We start from the raw sequence: 16,523 nt of genomic DNA, 5'->3' as shown, positions 1-16,523 counted from the left end.
ATTGAAGCGTCAAGTAACCGCTGATATCTATGAAAACATGCAGATGCATGCACACGCAAGGGCTGTGGCGAGCCTTACACAGGGAACTCTAGGGTGTCCGTGATAGTTCTACTCCCTGTAGAATCGGTTGGCGGTTGCTCCGAGTCGCCTCCCTCGGGTCCTCCACCCACACCGTCCACGCGATTTCCCTGCCGCCCGCCATGTTTGAGAAACTGGATGTCATGCCTTCATCAACCGTTCATCTGCTGCGGCACGGCGAGGTGTACAACCCCGCGGGCGTGCTCTACGGCCGGCTCCCGGATTTCCACCTGTCCGAGCTGGGCCGGCAGATGGCGGACTGCCTCGCGGAGCACTTCGCGCGGCGAGCGCACGACGGCGCGCGGATCGTCCTGCTTGCAGCCTCGCCGCTGATTCGTGCCCAGGAGACGGCGGCGCCCACCGCTGCGGCGCTCGGCCTCGAGGTCGGTACCGAGCCGCGCATCATCGAAGCGGAGAACCACTTCGAGGGCCTCAAGGTGACGCCGCGCGAGCTGCTCAAGCCGAAGCACTGGCCGTACATCCTCAATCCGCTGCGGCCCTCATGGGGTGAGCCCTACGAGGCTCAGGCTGCCCGCGTGCTCGCCGCGGCGCGGGACGCGGCACGCACTGCCTACGAGCGCGGGGGAGAGGGCTCTGAGGCGATCCTCGTTGCGCACCAGCTGCCCATCTGGGCCGCCCGGCTCAAGGCCGAGGGCCGCCCGCTCGCCCACGATCCGCGCAAGCGCGAGTGCACCCTGACGTCCCTGACCTCCCTCACGATCGATACCTCGACAGGTTCTGTGGTCTCGCTCCGCTACACCGAGCCAGCCGCCCGGCTCCTTCCGGGCGCGGCCACCACGCCGGGGGCCTGAATGACGGACGCCCTCAATGCCCCCGGAGGCCTGTCCCGCCGTCGGCTCCTGACCGCGGCAGGTGCCCTAGGCGCCGTCGGCCTCGCAGCGGCCCTCTCCGGGTGTGCCGCCGATGATCCCCTCGCGCAGCAGGCCCGCGCGGGGGACAACAAGAACTACGTTGCCGGCGACGGCTCGGTCACCGAGTACGCGAAGGACACCCGCAAGCCGCCGGTGGACTTCACGGGAGTGCTGTACGACGGCACGAAGCTCGGTTCCAAGGACCTTGTGGGCCACGTCACTGTGCTGAACTTCTGGTTCGCGGCGTGCGCCCCATGCCGCGTCGAGGCCCCCGAGCTCGAGGCCCTGCACACGGAGTTCAAGCCGCAGGGGATCGTCTTCTACGGCGTCAACCTCCGGGACGAGCAGGGCACCGCCGAGGCGTTCGAGCAGAGCTTCAAGCTGACCTACCCCAGCTTCAACGACAAGGACGGCCAGGTTCTCCTGGCCATGTCCGGGATGGTCCCGCCCGGCGCCGTCCCCACCACCCTCGTGCTCGACAAGCAGGGCCGCGTGGCCTCGCGCGTCCTGGGCCAGCTCGAGCGGGGCACCCTCAAGACCCTCATCACCTCCGCGGCGGCCGAGTAGCGTGGGCGGGATCTTCAGCGACACGGTGCTCAACGGCTCGCTCCTGCTCGCGCTGCCCGTGGCGCTGCTCGCGGGCGTCGTCTCGTTCCTGTCCCCGTGCGTCCTGCCGCTCGTGCCCGGCTACCTCGGCTACGTCACGGGCCTGACGGGCGTGGACCTCGCGAAGCAGAAGCGCGGGCGCATGGTCGCGGGAATCGTGCTCTTCGTGCTCGGCTTCACCCTCGTGTTCGTGGCGACAGGCGCGGTGTTCGGGGGGGTGGGCCGGTGGCTTGCGATCTCCTCGGGCTGGCTGACGCGGGTGCTCGGCATCGTCGTGGTGCTCATGGGCATCGTCTTCATGGGCGGGCTCGGCATCTTCCAGCGTGAGGCCCGCGTGCACGCCCGCCCGCCGGCGGGCCTGTGGGGCGCGCCGCTGCTGGGCATCACCTTCGGGCTCGGCTGGGTCCCGTGCATCGGCCCAACCCTCGCGGCCGTGCAGGTGCTCGCCTTCTCGGACGGGCCCACCGCCTACAAGGGCGCCCTCCTGACGTTCGTCTACTGCCTGGGCCTCGGGGTGCCGTTCCTGCTCATCGCACTGGGCATCCGCCGGGGCCTCGGAGCGCTGGCGTTCTTCAAGAAGCACCGCCGGGCCCTCCAGGTCTCCGGCGGCGGGCTGCTGATCCTCGTCGGAGTCCTCATGGTCTCCGGCGTGTGGAGCTATTGGATCAGCCAAGTGCAGATTTGGATCGGAACTGTGGAGCTGCCTGTCTGATGACCGATACCAAGACTGAGAACCAGAACGGGCACGAGGCCCCGAAGTCTGCCAAGCCTTCGAAGCAGTCGAAGGCGTCGAAAGCGGCAGGCAACAGGGGCAAGCAGGCCAAGCGCACCGACGTGGTCCTCCCCACCCTCGGCCCGCTCGGCATGCTGCGCTGGGCATGGACCCAGCTCACGAGCATGAAGACCGCGCTCTTCCTGCTTCTCCTGCTCGCCGTCGCAGCCGTCCCTGGTTCCCTGTTCCCACAGCGGCCCGCGAACCCCGCGATCGTGACGCAGTACCTCAAGGACCACGCCGACTACGGCCCGATCCTGGACAAGCTCCAGATGTTCGACGTCTATTCGTCGGCCTGGTTCTCCGCCGTGTACCTGCTGCTCTTCATCTCGCTCATCGGCTGCGTGGTTCCGCGTGCGATCGCGCACTGGAAGTCGTGGCGTTCCAAGCCCCCGCGCACCCCGGCACGCCTCTCGCGGCTGCCCGTATACGGAACCCTCGTGGTGCCCGCGGAAGCCGGCCTGACGGCGTCGGACGCCGCTGTGCAGGCCGCCGCACTCCTGAAGAAGCGCGGCTACCGTGTGGACCTGCGGTCCGCGGGCGACCTTCCCTCCGTGGGGGCCGAGAAGGGCTACCTCAAGGAGCTCGGCAACCTGTGCTTCCACTCGGGCCTCGTTGGCGTGCTCGTGTCCGTGGCGGTCGGCGGGCTGTTCGGCTACAGCGGGCAGCGCACGCTCGTCGAGGGCGAGACCTTCGTCAACACCCTCGTGGGCTACGACACGTTCAACCCTGGCTCGAACTTCCAGTCGGGCTGGCTGGCCCCGTACTCGTTCCGACTCGACAAGTTCGATGTCCGCTATGACAGGGAGTCCGTCAAGCAGTTCGGCCAACCCCTCGACTTCACGGCCCACGTGACCACGAAGGACTCCCCGGACGCTCCCGAGAAGCAGCAGGATGTCAAGGTCAACGACCCGCTCTCGATCGGCGGTACCAACGTGTACCTGGTCGGCAACGGCTATGCGCCGGTCGTCACGGTGCGGGGTGGCGACGGGAAGATCGCCTTCCAGGGGCCGGTGCCCGCGATCCCCACCGACGCGGTCTACACGTCGACGATCGTCATCAAGGCCCCGGACGCGAAGCCGGGCCAGCTCGGGTTCGTCGGCTTCTTCCTCCCCACGGCGGAGAAGGGTGCGAACAACGTCGCGTTCAGCGCCGACCCTGACCCGCTCAACGCCCAGCTGAACCTCAACTCGTACATCGGCAACCTCGGACTCGACAAGGGCACCCCCCAGAACGTCTACGCGCTCGACGTCGCCAAGCTCACCCAGGTCAACGGCCGCGACAAGCCCGCGGGCGGCATCGTCCTCGGTGCGGGGCAGTCCTACACCCTGCCGGACGGCCAGGGATCGATCAGCTTCGACGGACTCAAGCGGTACGTCGCGCTGGACGTCCACCACAACCCCGGTCAGGAATGGGCGCTCGGCTTCGCCCTCTTCTCCTTGGCCGGACTCATTGCCTCGCTGTTCCTGACGCGCCGCCGCCTCTGGGTCCGCGCGGGGAACCACGAGGATGGGCGCACCATGGTCGAGTATGGGCTGATCACCCGCGGCGAAGACCACGGCGGTCTCGGCGCCGAGGGGAAGTCCGTGCGGGCCGCCCTCGCCATGGCGTGGGGGGTACCCGACGATGGACCGAACGAGCAGACTAAGAACCCTCAGAACGCAATAGACAGCACTCAGAAGGACGCCTGATGCCCACCATCAATTTCACGCTCGGCGCGTACAGCGAGCTGTTCATGCTGCTTGCCGCAGGCACCTACGTGGTCGCGTTCCTCGCCTTCGCGTGGGACATGGCCACCAGCGGCAAGGTCGCCCAGCGCGACGCAGCCCTGTTGGCCGGGCAGAAGGCCGTGGTTACGCAGGCCGAGACGGCGGCGAAGAGGCCGGCGCTGGCTGGCGTAGGGTCCGCTGCGGGCGGTGGCGCAGGAGGTGGCACAGGCGGTGGTGCCAGTGACGGCGCTGCTGGCGGCGCGCCGTCGTCCTCGGTGAAGGGTGCCGGTTCCCCGAACGGCGGGGTTGCCCCTGTCGAGGTGGCCGACGCCGACCTGAAGTACCGCTCGCGGCGCAAGGCCGCCCGCGTGGGCGTCTCGTTGAGCATCTTGGGCCTCGTGATCCACGCCGCGGGCGTCGTCACCCGTGGGATCGCCGCTGGCCGCGTCCCGTGGGGCAACATGTACGAGTTCTGCACGACCGGTGCCCTCCTCGTGGTTGCCGTCTTCCTCTTAGTCCTCATCCGCCGCGACCTGCGGTTCCTCGGCACGTTCGTGCTCGGCCTCGCGGTGGTCATGATGGTGGCAGCCGCAGTGGCGTTCTACATCCCCGTGGGGCACCTCGTCCCGGCCCTGCAGAGCTACTGGCTCGTGATCCACGTGTCCATCGCCGTGATGTCCTCGGCGCTGTTCACCCTCACGTTCTCGATGGCCGTCCTCCAGCTGATCCAGAGCCGCCGTGAGGCGAAGATCGCCGCAGGCGGGCTCGACACCGGCGGATTCATGCGGCTCGTTCCCGGCTCCATGACGCTCGAGGCCCTCTCCTACCGGATCAACACGATCGCGTTCGTCGGGTGGACCCTCACCGTGATGTTCGGCGCGATCTGGGCCGAGAAAGCGTGGGGTCGCTTCTGGGGCTGGGACACGAAGGAAGTCTGGAGCTTCGTGATCTGGGTGGTCTACGCGGCCTACCTGCACGCCCGGGCCACCCGCGGCTGGACCGGCGCGCGTGCCGCGTGGCTCTCGATCGTCGGCTACCTCTGCGTGCTCTTCAACTTCACGATCGTCAACGTGTACTTCTCGGGCCTCCACTCCTACGGCGGGGTCAGCGCGGGCTGACACCCTCTTGCTGGCGGCCGCCTCCCGAGAGCCACTGCCGGAAGCTGGGCGCCCCGATGCACGAGAAAGGCCCGGTCCCACCACGCGATGGGACCGGGCCTTTCGAGTCAACGTCGAGATGCGTGTTGTGCTGAGTGCTACGACGGCATGGCCAGATCCTCCGGGAGTTCGACTCCCTGGTCCTTGGCGAACTGAGGCATGTTCGGCATCATGACGGCCGCCTGCCACTTCGCATCCTCGCTGGAGGTGAAAGCCACGTATTCTCCTCCCGCGAACGAGAGTGGGGTGTGGCCTGGCTCGATGACGAATGCGTCTCCGGCCTCGTAGATCTCCTCGGTTCCGTCCGCCTTCCGGACACCGAACTTCCCCTTGATGACGTAACCGAGGTGAGACGCTCGGCACAGGTTGTTCGGCGCTCCCTTGAAGAGCGGCGCCAGATCGAGGTCCTTGTCGTCGGCCGCCAGCGAGACGTTCCAGCCGTTGATGTCTTCTCCGTGGGATTCTGTGAGACCGGGGACGACCAAGTGCGACGACGCACTTGATTTTGATACCTTCGGCATCTCTCTTCTCCTTCCAGATAGTAGACCGCGTGCCTTTGGCCGGGCTTCGTCGGTCACTACCCATGGTCGGGAGGACAGCATGGTGACCACAGTGCCGAACGTCCTGCCGGGACTCCCTCCTTGTTGCCCTCTGCGTGTTGCCGTCTACGTGTTGCCCGTCTACTTGATGCCGGTGGTTGCGATGCCCTTGACGAGGAACTTCTGGCCGATGAGGAAGGCGATGAAGACGGGCAGGAGGGAAACGACCGACATGGCGAACATCGAGCCCCAGTCGGTGCTGGACTGGGCATCGACGAAGGCGCGAAGCGCCACGGGGACGGTGAAGACGTCCGGGGAGGTGAGGTAGATCAGCTGGCTGAAGAAGTCGCTCCAAGTCCAGATGAACGTGAAGATCGTCGTGGTGGCCAGCGCAGGGGTCATGAGGGGAAGGATCACGCGCAGGAAGATACGGGGGTGGCCCGCGCCGTCGATTCTGGCAGCCTCGTCGAGCTCGCGGGGGATGCCGCGGATGAACTGGACCATCAGGAAGACGAAGAACGCGTCGGTGGCCAGGAGCTTGGGCACGATGAGCGGCCAGAACGTATTGATCCAGCCGATCTGCGAGAACAGGATGTACTGCGGCACTATGATCACGTGGATGGGCAGCATGATCGTGATGAGCATCGCCGCGAACATCCACTTCTTGCCCGAGAAGTCCAGCCGCGCGAAGGCGTAGGCGGCCATCGAGCACGAGACGAGATTGCCGATGATCGCGCCAAGGACGACGATCGTGGAGTTGAGCAGGTAGGTCCCGAAGGGGGAGCTGAGGGCGTTCCAGCCGTTGGCGTAGTTCTCGGGGTGCGCCTCGGCCAGCCACAGGCCAGGGGCGCGGAAGACGTCGTCGCTCGGGCGGAACGAGGAGACGAGCATCCACAGCAGCGGGTAGATCATCACGATCGCTGCCGCGATCAGCACCACGTGTTTCAGGAGGCTCTTGACCCGTTGGCGCGGGCTGAGGGCCAGGTCTCCTCGGGGAAGCCGGCGCCTGCGGGCTGGCGGGGCGTCGCCGTTGCTGCCCTGGCCCGCGTCGTTGCTGGGCGGGACGGGGCGCACGACGGCGCGTGGGGCGCCCGGCGCGGCGCCCGTGCGGTGCGCTGTGGCGGCGCTCGGGACGTTGCTGTGAGGGGCTGCTTCAGTCGTCATAGAACACCCAGAATTTCGATGCGTAGAAGTTGATTGCAGTGAAGGCTCCGACGATGATCACCAGGACCCAGGCCATGGCGGAGGCGTAGCCCATGTCGAACTGGCCGAAGCCGCGCTGGTACAGGTAGAGCGTGAAGAACATCGTCGAGTCGCTCGGGCCGCCGGTGCCGCCGGAGACGATGAAGGCCTGCGTGAACGACTGGAAAGCGCCGATGATCTGCAGGACGAGGTTGAAGAAGATGATCGGGCTCAGCAGCGGCAGGGTGATCTTGAGGAAGCGGGTGATCCGGCCGGCACCGTCGACGGCGGCCGCTTCGTAGTACATCGTGGGGATCTGCCGCAGCCCCGCGAGGAAGATGATCATGGGGGAGCCGAAAGTCCAGACGTGGAGCAGGATGATGCTGCCCAGCGCGGTGCTCGGATCGGAGATCCAGCCCGGGCCGTGGATACCGAAGACGGCCAGGAGCTGGTTGACGAGGCCGGAGGTGCCGAACATCTGCTTCCACAGGATGGCCACCGCCACGGACGAGCCGAGCAGGGAGGGCAGGTAGAACACCGAGCGGTAGAAGGCGAGCCCCTTGAGGCCCTTGTCCAAGGCGAGGGCCACAATGAGCGCGAGGCCGAGCTGGAGCGGGACGCCGACGATGACGTACGTGAGGGTCACGCCGAGGGAGTTCCAGAACCGCTCGTCGCCGAACATGCGGGTGAAGTTGTCCAGCCCGATCCAGTTCGGGTCCTGGATGAGGTTGTAGTCCGTGAAGGAAAGATAGAGCGAGACGAGCATCGGGCCGACCGTGATGGCTATCAGGCCCAAGATCCACGGTGCGAGGAAGATGAAGGCGGCCCTGTTGTCCTTGGGCCGGGTGGCCTTGGGCCGGTGTCCGTTGGGAGCGCCCTTGGTGGGGCGTGCCGCGGAGCTCTTGCCGAGGTTTCCGAGCTCGGCGAGGGCGCTCATGGTATGAACCGATTCATAGCAGGAGCGCCGGGCTGGAGCGCTGGTGTCGCATGCGGGTTGGACACGGTGTGACCTCCTCTGGTCGGAATGCGCTTTCACGCAAGATAGTTCCGGTCTAGCTGGGGAGTCAAGGCCTTGCCATTACAGGTGGAATGCGTTTTCCTTAGTCCTTGACGACGGGTGTGACCTTGGGCATACTCAGTAAATCAGAAACCGATTTCTCGGACAACCATCCACTTCACCTTGGAGAGACGATGACGACTCTGACGCGACGCACAGCACTCAAGCTCTTCGCCGGCACGGCGGCTGTGGGTCTCCTCGCTGGTTGCGGCACTGGCGGCGGCAAGAACGCCGACGGATCCGTCACTCTCCGCTTCACGTGGTGGGGCAACGACGTGCGCAACAAGCAGACGCAACAAGTCATCGACGCGTTCCAGGCAGCCCACCCCAATATCAAGATCCAGGCGGAGCCCGGCGTCTGGTCAGGCTATTGGGACAAGCTCGCAACCCAGACGGCTGCCAATGATGCCCCGGACGTCATCCAGATGGATCTGGCCTATATCGCGGAGTACGGCGGGCGGGGGGCGCTCCTCGACCTCACGAAGCAGAAGGAACTCGACACATCGTCCTTCGATGCGAACACGCTCGCGGCCGGCCAATACGGGGGCAAGCTCTACGGGGTCAGCACCGGCCAGAACGCGCTCGCGATCTTCGCCAACGTCAAGGTCTTCCAAGCGGCAGGGGTCCCGCTCCCAAACGACGCCACATGGACTTGGGACGACTACCTCGCCACCGCGAAGGCCCTTGGCGCTGGGGCCTCGCAGGGCGGGGCAACCAACTATGGCGCCTCGTACGGCATCACGGACCAGAATCTGAGCATGTGGCTGCGGCAGCGTGGGGAGTCCCTTTACACGAACGACGGCCAGACTGGCTTCACGGTGGACGGCGTCGCCTCCTTCATGGCCTTCCAGAAGAAGTTGCTCGATGCCAAGGCGGCCCCGCCGGCTAGCGTCGCGCAGGAGGATATCGGCGCTGCTGTCGAGCAGACGCTCGCGGCGACCAACAAGACAGGCATGTCGTTCTGGTGGACCAACCAGCTAGGGGCCCTCGCCAAGGCCACGGGCAGCGACATCAAGCTTCTCCGCGTCCCGAGTCAGGACGGCAGTTCGAAGGATAACGGGCTGTTCTACAAGCCCTCGATGTACTGGTCGGCATCGTCACGCTCGAAGCACCCGGCAGAGGCTGCAACGTTCATCGACTATCTCGTCAACAGCACGGACGTGGCCAAGGTGATCACCACTGAGCGGGGATTCTCGACGTCGCAGAAGGTGCAGGACGCGATCAAACCGCTCCTCACCCCGACGGATAAGACGGCGCTCGGATTCCTTACTGCGATCAAGCCCGAGGTAGGGTCGGCGCCGGCCGTTCCGCCGGTGGGCACGAGCAAGGTCGCCGACGCCCTTGGCCGCCGCGTGACGGACGTGCTCTTCGGCCGGGCGGACGCTCAGGCCTCGGCAGCGGCGTTCAAGAATGACGCCGACACGCTCATCAAGAACGCCAAGAAATAGCGGCCCAGCGGCCTGGAACCCGCGATCGTTGGGGACTGTGGCGGTTCAGAGGCCGCGCAGGAAGTCAGGGTCGTCGTCCGGTGCCACCGGACGGCGACCCTTGTCGCTCCCGGTGCGTGGCGGCGTCGTGCCGCGCGGACGGCCGTAGATGAACCAGAGCGCGGTGCCGACGGCGGGCAGCACGGCGATGAGGAACCAGACTGTCTTCGAGATCCCGCCGCGGACACCGTTCCGGTCGCTCAGGGCGCAGTCGACCATGCCATACAGCCAGGCGACGAGAACGATGAGCCAAGGAAGAACGCGGACCATAGGGCCATTTTAGTAAACTCGTCCAGTGGCATCCCTCAAGTACTTCCTGATCCGTACCGTCCTGTTTGTTGTTCCGTTCGCAGTCTTCATGGTCATCGGGATCGGCGCCATCCTCTCGGCGATCTTCGCTGTCATCTTCGCCTTCGCGGTTAACTTCCTGTTTCTGAACCGTCAGCGCAACGCAGCGGCGGGCGAGGTGCGGGATGTGTTCAGCGGCCGCAAGGAGGTCCGCACCAAGCAGGAGCTGAACGACGCCGAGGTTGAGGACGCCTTCGACGACGCCCAGCGTGGTCAGGCGGGCGACGCTCAGGGGCCCACGGATGCGAGCGCAGGCAGCACTTCGGGTGAGCGCACTGCTTCGGGTGAGCGCACTGCTGCTTCGGCAGAGCGGATTGTTGCTTCGGGTGAGCGCACTGCCAATGGCGCCGACGGTGGGGAGTCGGTCGAGGGGCACGTTAGCGGCGAGCCCAACGATGCCGACCCGGGATCGTCGCCCAAACTGTGAGTTGGAGCGCCGACGGTAGGGAGTCGGTCGAGGGGCCCGTTGCCGGGGTGCCCAACGATGCCCACCCGGGGTCGTCGCCCAAGCGGTGAGTTGGAGCGCAGACCCGTCTGTGAGCCCGGCAACCGTGATCTAGAAGGGCGGCGGCGGGTCTCCCTCGGGGTAGGTGATGTATCGGCGCCCCGTGGGAGAGATCCATTCGATGGTCCCGGGCGGTGGTGCGGGTGGGCGGGATGGCGCCCCTCTGGAGTCGGCGCCTTCGGGTTCCGTGGCGTGGGAGTCTGCCGCGCGGGCACTGCGTCCCCGCGTGTCCGCGATGCTGTGGGGTTGAGCCGCGGGCTCGTCCGTGCGTGTAAACCGTTCCGCCGCCGCGGCGTCTTGGGGCCGCCCTATCTGGCGCGCCGACCAATATCCCTCGCTCTTCAGCCGATGGTGTTCGGGGCAGAGGAGCGCCAGATTGTCAGTGCTCGTCTCGCCGCCGCTGGCCCATGACGTGGTGTGGTCTGCCTCCGTCGCAGAAGCCGGCTTGTCGCAGCCAGGAAACCGGCACACCATGTCCCTCACCCCGAGCTGTCTGCGCATTGCGGCAGTCGGAGTGTAACGAGTGCGGCCGATAGCAAGCGGGGCGCCTGTTCCAGGGTCGACCCACATGCGGGTCCATGTGGCGGCCTGCGAGGCCAGGAGTCGTGCGGCATCGGGGTCGATGGGCCCGTATCCGAGGATCTCGGCGGCCGCGTTGCAGGTGCCCGCAAGCGTTCCGGCTGGAATCGTGGCGATGATCTGGGCGCGAAATCCTCCTAGGGATCCCTCTCCTGCCAGGGTGGCCTCGCCGAGGAGATCCGTGAACACATCGGCCCTCAGCTGAGGGAGTGTGCGGCCTTCGGTGGGCCCCTTCAGCGAGCGGGCGAGGCTCTCAAGGCGCGAATCGATGGCCGCCGCGTCCTCAAGCGGCAGGTACGCCGTCAGCCAGCACATTGCGTCTCCGGCTGGCTCCACGTCAACGCGACGGTGCTCACGTGCCTTCGCCTTGCGGGCGGCCAGTGGTTCGGCGGAGTGCTTCTCGGCCAGACGCCGCAGGCGCCGGCCCAGTGCTCCGGGGCTCGGGATCCTGTCTGGGTCCGCGGTGCCATGCGAATCGGTCGGCGCCGCAACATCGACTGCCTCGGCGACGAACGCACCCAGGTTCGCGCTCGGGATCGGAATCGCTGCGTCCAGGATGGTCCGCACGCGCCGCTGGGGCAGGCGTCCAGCGCTCATCGCGGCGACGAGCGGCGCCCAAGACGGCCGGGAGAGCTCGAGCGCCTCGCTGACCATGCCCTTGGCGGTACGGGCGGAGATCTTGAGTGCAGCGGACACCTCGGAGGCCGCGATCGACGGCGCTTCAATGCGTCGGAACGGGTCGTCGCGCCATCCACCCACGGCCCGCACGAGGGCGGCCAGGGCCATCGTCCGCTCGGCGGCCCGTGAGGCATCCTCTCTGTCCAGCCGCTCGAGTCGGGCAACCAGCAGCCCAGCGGCCTCGGCTTCCACTTCGGCCACGATGGCGGCGGGGGAGGGGAGCTCGCCGTCGATGAACAGGTCGCTAACCAAGGCATCGGGGTCGGCGACCGCCGCGGCGCGGAGGTCGGCGGCGATGATGGCCAGGAGCTCGTCGTCGGGACGCGGCGGCCTGACGGGGCGCGTCGAAGGATCGTCGCTGAGCTCCCACGCCTTGACCATCCACGGCTCGGGCTCAACGGGTCCGCCCGCAGCAGCGACGTCCTCCTCGGCCTGCAGCACATTGTCGAGTTCGCCCGCCAGCCACCACGGGAGTGCTTCTCCCGACCCCGTGAATCCATCGTCGAACTCGTGTTCGATGCTCATAGGACGACCCTAGTAGAGGGTTCCGACATTTCTCGCGCAACCGGGGGTGAGTATTTCAGCCTCCACCGAGGCTCCCGGCCGCGGGCTCCGAACGCTCGACGCCAACAGGGCCCGAGACGGGCGACCCTCCCGAGACGGGCGACACTCCCGCGACGGGTGACCCTCCCGCGATAGGTGGGGCGCGCCGTCGTGCGACAGCTAGTGCTAGAGCAGCACCCTGAGCAAGATCGCAATCGTGAACAGCGCGGCGTAGCCGAGGTTGATGAAACCGGTCTGCTGGAGCACTGGGATGAGGCCGGGACCCTTCTTGCCGCCGAGCATGATCCAGGACGGTGTGACGCATGCCGGGACGAGCAGCAGGACAATGAGCATCCACGGGTTCCACGGCACTAGCACCAGCGGGCCGAGGACGGCGACCCCTAGCATCAGGAGGTAGGCCCGCCTCGCGCGGGCGTCCCCGAGCCGCACGGCGAGAGTCCGCTTGCCGGACGCACGGTCCGTGGGGATGTCGCGGACATTGTTGGCCATGAGGAGCGCATCCGAGATGAGCCCGGTCCCGATCGCCCCGACCCACGCAGCGGCGCTCAGCGTGCCCGCCTGCGTGAACGTGGTGCCGAGCGTGGCCACGAGGCCAAAGAAGATGAACACGAAAACGTCGCCGAGGCCCATGTACCCGTACGGGTGCTTGCCGCCCGTGTAGCCCCAGGCCGCGGCCACGCAGCCTGCCCCCACGAGAAGCAGCCACCACGCCTGGGAGAGCACCACGAGGAACAGGCCGAACAGCATGGCGACGCCGAACGCCAGGAACGCTGCGCGCTTGACCGCTGCGGGCTGCGCGGCCTTCGAGCCGGTGAGCCGGAAGGGGCCCACACGGTCGTCGTCGGTGCCGCGGATGCCGTCCGAATAGTCGTTCGCGTAGTTCACGCCCACCTGCAGCGCCAGTGCCACGAGCGCCGCGAGAAGGGCGTTCACGGGCTTGAATGCGCCGAGTCCGAACGCGGCGGCGCTGCCGATCACGACGGGCGCGACGGCCATCGGCAGGGTGCGCGGCCGCGAGCCGGAGATCCATTGGGCGGTTGTGGCCACGTGGTTGTTCCTCTGGGGCTAGCTAGGTGGGTAGGTGGTTGGGCGTTCCGGGGCGGCTTACGTGCCAGCGTGCCGCGCCCGCAGAAGGTCGGTGAGCGCGCGCCGGTCGGGCTTGCCGTTGGGCAGGTGGGGGAGGGCCTCGAGGACGAGCCAGGTCTTCGGGGCGAGCCTGCCGAGGCGCACGACGGCGGCCTCCCGCACTGCGGCGAGTGTCGCCTCGGGCTGGCCTGCTTCGGGCGCGTCCGGCGGCGTGAGGACCACGGCCGCCGCGAGCGCCTGCCCCCATTCGGGGTCATCCACGCCTGCCACGAACGACTCGAGGACCCCCGGCAGCGACTCGAGCTCCGCGGCCACCCGCGCGGCGGAGGCCTTCACGCCGCCCGTGATCACTACGTCGTCCGCGCGGCCCAGGATCCGCAGTCGGCCGTCCGTGGCGATCTCGCCCACGTCCGAGCTCACATACCAGCGTTGGCCGTCCTCGTCGGTGCGGAAATGCTCGGCCGTGCGCTCAGGGTCGCCCACGTAGCCGGCCGCGACAACGTCGCCGCCGAGCCACACCCGGCCGTCCACGAGCTCGACCTCGACGCCCTCGAGCGGCTCGCCGTCGTACACACACCCGCCGCATGTCTCGGCCGAGCCGTATGTGGTGACGACCCGCACACCGGCCGCCCGCGCGCGGTCCAGGAGCCCGGGCGGGATGGGCGCCCCGCCGAGCAGGATCGCCGTGAACCGCGCGAGCGCGATCTGCACGCGCGGGGAGTCGTCGTCGAGGAGGCGGCGCAGCTGGGTCGGGACGAGCGACGTGAACCGGACCGGGTCCGTGAGCTGCTCTGCGGCGTCCGCGAACGCTTCCGGAGTGAACCCTCCGGAGAGGTCCATGGCCCACGGCCGCGTGCCCGCGAACAGCGACCGGACCAGCACCTGAACGCCCGCTACGTACTCGAGCGGGAGCGCGAGGAGCCACTGGCCCTCGCCCTTGAGCGCAATCGCGGTGGCCATCGAGGACGCCGCGAGGGCGTCGACCGTGAGCGCTGTGGCCTTCGGCGCCCCCGTCGACCCCGACGTGCGCACCACTACTGCCGTCCCCTCGGGGAGTGCCGCGGCGCTTTCCGATCGGCGCCACAGCCGCCACGCGCCGTCGTGCGCCTGGGCCCGGAGGTCCCGCGGGCGGCCGCTGTTCTCGCCCCCGGCGGGGCCGAACTCGACGGCAGGGCCCTCGCCCGCCAGCGCGGCGGCGAGTGCCTTGAGCACTGGATCCAGGTTCACGGTGCGCCTCTCGTTGCGGGGTCAGGTCTCAAGCTTGTGGGGTCACGTCTCAACGTTGTGGGGTCACGTCTCGGGCTTGCGGGGTCAGAAGTAGTACGGGAACGGGCTCCAGTCAGGATCCCGCTTCTGGAGGAACGCGTCGCGGCCCTCGACGGCCTCGTCCGTCATGTAGGCAAGCCGCGTCGCCTCGCCAGCGAACACCTGCTGGCCCGCGAGGCCGTCGTCGGCGAGGTTGAACGCGAACTTGAGCATGCGGATCGCCTGCGGCGACTGGCGCGCGATGTCGGCCGCGTACTCGAGCGCGACCTCCTCGAGGCGGGCGTGGTCCACGGCCTCGTTGACTGCGCCCATCGCGACCATGTCCTCGGCCGAGTACTCGCGGGCCAGGAAGAAGATGGCGCGGGCGTTCTTCTGCCCGATCTGGCGGGCCAGCAGCGCCGAGCCGTAGCCGGCGTCGAACGAGCCGACGGTCGCGTCCGTCTGCTTGAACCGTCCGTGCTCGCGGCTCGCGATGGTCAGGTCCGAGACGACGTGCAGCGAGTGACCGCCGCCCGCTGCCCACCCGTTCACGACGGCGATGACCACCTTGGGCATGGTCCGCATGAGCCGCTGCACCTCGAGGATGTGGAGCCGGCCCGCGCGCGCGGGGTCAATGGTCTCGGCGGTCGCACCCGAGGCGTACTTGTAGCCCTCACGGCCGCGGATCCGCTGGTCGCCGCCCGAGCAGAACGCGTGGCCGCCGTCCTTGGGGGAGGGGCCGTTGCCTGTCAGCAGCACGGTTGCGACGTCCGGTGTCATGCGGGCGTGGTCCATCGCGCGGTACAGCTCATCGACCGTGCCGGGACGGAACGCATTGCGCACCTCGGGTCGGTTGAAGGCGATCCGCACCGTGGGCAGGTCGCGCACGACGCCGCCGCGCTCGTCCCGCTCGACCTGCCGGTGGTATGTGAGGTCTTCGAAGTCGAAGCCCTCGACGACGCGCCAGCGTGTCGGGTCGAACGTGTCGGAGACATTCTCGGGCAGGACGGGGGGCTCGGTCGGGGCAGAGGGGGTCACGTGAGAAGAGTCTAGTCGGGGGTGGTTGAGGCGAGTCGACTCCCGGGCGCTACGCTGTCCCCATGGCAGCTCAGACGGGCAAGCTCGTGGTGGTCGGCGCTGGCGCAGTGGGGAGCTCGGCCGCCTATGCGGCGCTCATCCGAGCCTCCGCGCGCGAGGTGGTTCTGTACGACATCGACGCGTCCAAAGTCGAGGCCGAGGTCTTGGATCTCGCCCACGGCACCCAGTTCACCGGGGCCGCGAGCATCACGGGAGGGACCGACGTCGCGCTCACAGCGGGCGCCGACGTCGTCGTGATCACAGCCGGCGCCAAGCAGAAGCCCGGCCAGACGCGCCTCGAGCTCGCGGGCACCAACGCGCGCATCCTCGAAGGCCTCCTGCCGCGGCTCCTCGAGCAGTCCCCGGATGCTGTATATGTCCTCGTCACCAACCCGTGCGACGTGCTCACGGTGATTGCGCAGCGCATCACGGCGCTGCCCGCGGGCCGCGTCTTCGCCTCCGGAACCGTGCTGGACACCTCGCGGCTGCGGTGGCTCCTGGGCGAGCACGTCGGGGTGTCCCGCTCGAGCGTGCACGCCTACATTGTGGGCGAGCACGGCGACACCGAGTTCCCGCTGTGGACGTGCGCGACGATCGGCGGCGTCCCGCTGCAGGACTGGGTCGACGCGGATGGTTCGAGGGCCTTCACCCCCGAGTCCCTCGAGGCTCTTGCCCACGAGGTCCGCACCGCCGCCTACCGCGTGATCGAGGGCAAGGGCGCCACGAACTACGCGATCGGGCTCTCGACTGCGCGTATCGTCGAGGCGGTGCTCGGGCGCGAGGACGCCGTGCTGCCCGTCTCGACCGTCCTGTCGGGGCAGTACGGGATCGACGGCGTCGCGCTGAGCCTGCCGTCTGTGGTGGGGGCCGGCGGCGTGCGCCGCGTCCTCGAGGTTCCGATGGACGACGGTGAGCTGGCGCGGCTCGCGCGGTCGGCCGATGCGCTGCGGGCCTCGGTTCAGTCGCTGGGGTACTGAGGACC

16 protein-coding genes are annotated in these 16,523 nt (G+C 68.0%); 8 read left to right on the top strand and 8 right to left on the bottom strand.

Going from position 1 to position 16,523, the window contains the following annotated elements; all coding sequences use genetic code 11:
• Positions 1–221 precede the first annotated feature (221 nt).
• From AB5L97_RS15110 to ccsB, 5 genes are read left to right on the top strand one after another with little or no spacing between them, the layout of a single operon-like run.
• The gene (locus AB5L97_RS15110) at positions 222–890 is read left to right on the top strand and encodes a histidine phosphatase family protein (protein ID WP_307958860.1); all 669 of its coding nucleotides are present in this window, start codon (positions 222–224) and stop codon (positions 888–890) included.
• Positions 891–1,517, top strand: a complete 627-nt coding sequence (locus AB5L97_RS15105) for a TlpA family protein disulfide reductase (protein ID WP_369045270.1) — start codon at positions 891–893, stop codon at positions 1,515–1,517.
• A 1-nt stretch (position 1,518) separates the two neighbouring features.
• Positions 1,519–2,268, top strand: coding sequence for a cytochrome c biogenesis CcdA family protein (locus tag AB5L97_RS15100; RefSeq protein WP_369045269.1), 750 nt, complete (start codon positions 1,519–1,521; stop codon positions 2,266–2,268).
• On the top strand, positions 2,268–4,019 hold the full coding sequence (gene resB, locus AB5L97_RS15095; RefSeq protein WP_423246793.1) for a cytochrome c biogenesis protein ResB: 1,752 nt from the start codon (positions 2,268–2,270) through the stop codon (positions 4,017–4,019). The genes AB5L97_RS15100 and resB overlap by 1 nt, the downstream gene beginning before the upstream one ends.
• Positions 4,019–5,155 (top strand): c-type cytochrome biogenesis protein CcsB, encoded by a 1,137-nt coding sequence (gene ccsB / locus AB5L97_RS15090; protein WP_369045268.1) that lies wholly within the window; start codon positions 4,019–4,021, stop codon positions 5,153–5,155. The genes resB and ccsB overlap by 1 nt, the downstream gene beginning before the upstream one ends.
• Positions 5,156–5,292: 137 nt before the next feature.
• Here the strand turns inward: ccsB and AB5L97_RS15085 are convergent, their stop codons facing one another.
• The 3 genes from AB5L97_RS15085 to AB5L97_RS15075 form a co-directional block, all read right to left on the bottom strand.
• A complete protein-coding gene (locus AB5L97_RS15085; protein WP_369045267.1) occupies positions 5,293–5,715 on the bottom strand; it encodes a hypothetical protein in 423 nt (140 codons plus the stop codon).
• 159 nt (positions 5,716–5,874) lie between these two features.
• Positions 5,875–6,897, bottom strand: a complete 1,023-nt coding sequence (locus AB5L97_RS15080; RefSeq protein WP_307958855.1) for a carbohydrate ABC transporter permease — start codon at positions 6,895–6,897, stop codon at positions 5,875–5,877.
• Complete coding sequence (locus tag AB5L97_RS15075; RefSeq protein ID WP_369045266.1) at positions 6,887–7,852, bottom strand: carbohydrate ABC transporter permease; 966 nt, start codon at positions 7,850–7,852, stop codon at positions 6,887–6,889. Before AB5L97_RS15075 ends, AB5L97_RS15080 begins: the two co-directional genes overlap by 11 nt.
• Before the next feature lie 254 nt (positions 7,853–8,106).
• Here AB5L97_RS15075 and AB5L97_RS15070 point away from each other — a divergent pair, with 254 nt between their 5' ends.
• Positions 8,107–9,420: an ABC transporter substrate-binding protein gene (locus AB5L97_RS15070; RefSeq protein WP_369045265.1), complete on the top strand. Its 1,314-nt coding sequence runs from the start codon at positions 8,107–8,109 to the stop codon at positions 9,418–9,420.
• 45 nt (positions 9,421–9,465) lie between these two features.
• Here AB5L97_RS15070 and AB5L97_RS15065 read toward each other — a convergent pair whose 3' ends face one another.
• On the bottom strand, positions 9,466–9,729 hold the full coding sequence (locus AB5L97_RS15065; protein ID WP_307958852.1) for a PLDc N-terminal domain-containing protein: 264 nt from the start codon (positions 9,727–9,729) through the stop codon (positions 9,466–9,468).
• A 25-nt stretch (positions 9,730–9,754) separates the two neighbouring features.
• Between AB5L97_RS15065 and AB5L97_RS15060 the strand changes: the two genes are divergently transcribed.
• On the top strand, positions 9,755–10,234 hold the full coding sequence (locus AB5L97_RS15060) for a DUF4229 domain-containing protein (RefSeq protein ID WP_369045264.1): 480 nt from the start codon (positions 9,755–9,757) through the stop codon (positions 10,232–10,234).
• 129 nt (positions 10,235–10,363) lie between these two features.
• On the opposite strand, the gene AB5L97_RS15055 is transcribed toward AB5L97_RS15060, so the two are convergent.
• The 4 genes from AB5L97_RS15055 to AB5L97_RS15040 form a co-directional block, all read right to left on the bottom strand.
• Positions 10,364–12,094 carry an HNH endonuclease signature motif containing protein gene (locus AB5L97_RS15055; protein WP_369045262.1) on the bottom strand — a complete coding sequence of 577 codons (1,731 nt, stop codon included), beginning with the start codon at positions 12,092–12,094 and terminating at the stop codon, positions 10,364–10,366.
• A gap of 204 nt (positions 12,095–12,298) precedes the next feature.
• Positions 12,299–13,180 carry a 1,4-dihydroxy-2-naphthoate polyprenyltransferase gene (locus AB5L97_RS15050; RefSeq protein ID WP_369045261.1) on the bottom strand — a complete coding sequence of 294 codons (882 nt, stop codon included), beginning with the start codon at positions 13,178–13,180 and terminating at the stop codon, positions 12,299–12,301.
• Between the two features lie 57 nt (positions 13,181–13,237).
• Positions 13,238–14,446 (bottom strand): AMP-binding protein, encoded by a 1,209-nt coding sequence (locus AB5L97_RS15045; RefSeq protein ID WP_369045260.1) that lies wholly within the window; start codon positions 14,444–14,446, stop codon positions 13,238–13,240.
• A gap of 84 nt (positions 14,447–14,530) precedes the next feature.
• Positions 14,531–15,502: a 1,4-dihydroxy-2-naphthoyl-CoA synthase gene (locus AB5L97_RS15040; protein WP_369045259.1), complete on the bottom strand. Its 972-nt coding sequence runs from the start codon at positions 15,500–15,502 to the stop codon at positions 14,531–14,533.
• 62 nt (positions 15,503–15,564) lie between these two features.
• On the opposite strand from AB5L97_RS15040, the gene AB5L97_RS15035 reads away from it, so the two are divergent.
• A complete protein-coding gene (locus tag AB5L97_RS15035; protein ID WP_369045258.1) occupies positions 15,565–16,518 on the top strand; it encodes an L-lactate dehydrogenase in 954 nt (317 codons plus the stop codon).
• Positions 16,519–16,523 lie beyond the last annotated feature (5 nt).

The organism is Sinomonas sp. P10A9 (assembly GCF_041022165.1).
Lineage (GTDB): Bacteria > Actinomycetota > Actinomycetes > Actinomycetales > Micrococcaceae > Sinomonas > Sinomonas puerhi.
This window is presented reverse-complemented; position numbering and strand designations above follow the sequence as displayed.

Excerpts from the sequence above, each read along its gene's own strand:
- AB5L97_RS15105 (WP_369045270.1), top strand. The coding sequence starts at position 891 with ATGACGGACGCCCTCAATGCCCCCGGAGGCCTGTCCCGCCGTCGGCTC.
- AB5L97_RS15075 (WP_369045266.1), bottom strand. The coding sequence starts at position 7,852 with ATGAGCGCCCTCGCCGAGCTCGGAAACCTCGGCAAGAGCTCCGCGGCA.
- AB5L97_RS15085 (WP_369045267.1), bottom strand. The coding sequence starts at position 5,715 with ATGCCGAAGGTATCAAAATCAAGTGCGTCGTCGCACTTGGTCGTCCCC.
- AB5L97_RS15035 (WP_369045258.1), top strand. The coding sequence starts at position 15,565 with ATGGCAGCTCAGACGGGCAAGCTCGTGGTGGTCGGCGCTGGCGCAGTG.
- ccsB (WP_369045268.1), top strand. The coding sequence starts at position 4,019 with ATGCCCACCATCAATTTCACGCTCGGCGCGTACAGCGAGCTGTTCATG.
- AB5L97_RS15080 (WP_307958855.1), bottom strand. The coding sequence starts at position 6,897 with ATGACGACTGAAGCAGCCCCTCACAGCAACGTCCCGAGCGCCGCCACA.
- AB5L97_RS15065 (WP_307958852.1), bottom strand. The coding sequence starts at position 9,729 with ATGGTCCGCGTTCTTCCTTGGCTCATCGTTCTCGTCGCCTGGCTGTAT.
- resB (WP_423246793.1), top strand. The coding sequence starts at position 2,268 with ATGACCGATACCAAGACTGAGAACCAGAACGGGCACGAGGCCCCGAAG.
- AB5L97_RS15070 (WP_369045265.1), top strand. The coding sequence starts at position 8,107 with ATGACGACTCTGACGCGACGCACAGCACTCAAGCTCTTCGCCGGCACG.
- AB5L97_RS15110 (WP_307958860.1), top strand. The coding sequence starts at position 222 with ATGCCTTCATCAACCGTTCATCTGCTGCGGCACGGCGAGGTGTACAAC.
- AB5L97_RS15055 (WP_369045262.1), bottom strand. The coding sequence starts at position 12,094 with ATGAGCATCGAACACGAGTTCGACGATGGATTCACGGGGTCGGGAGAA.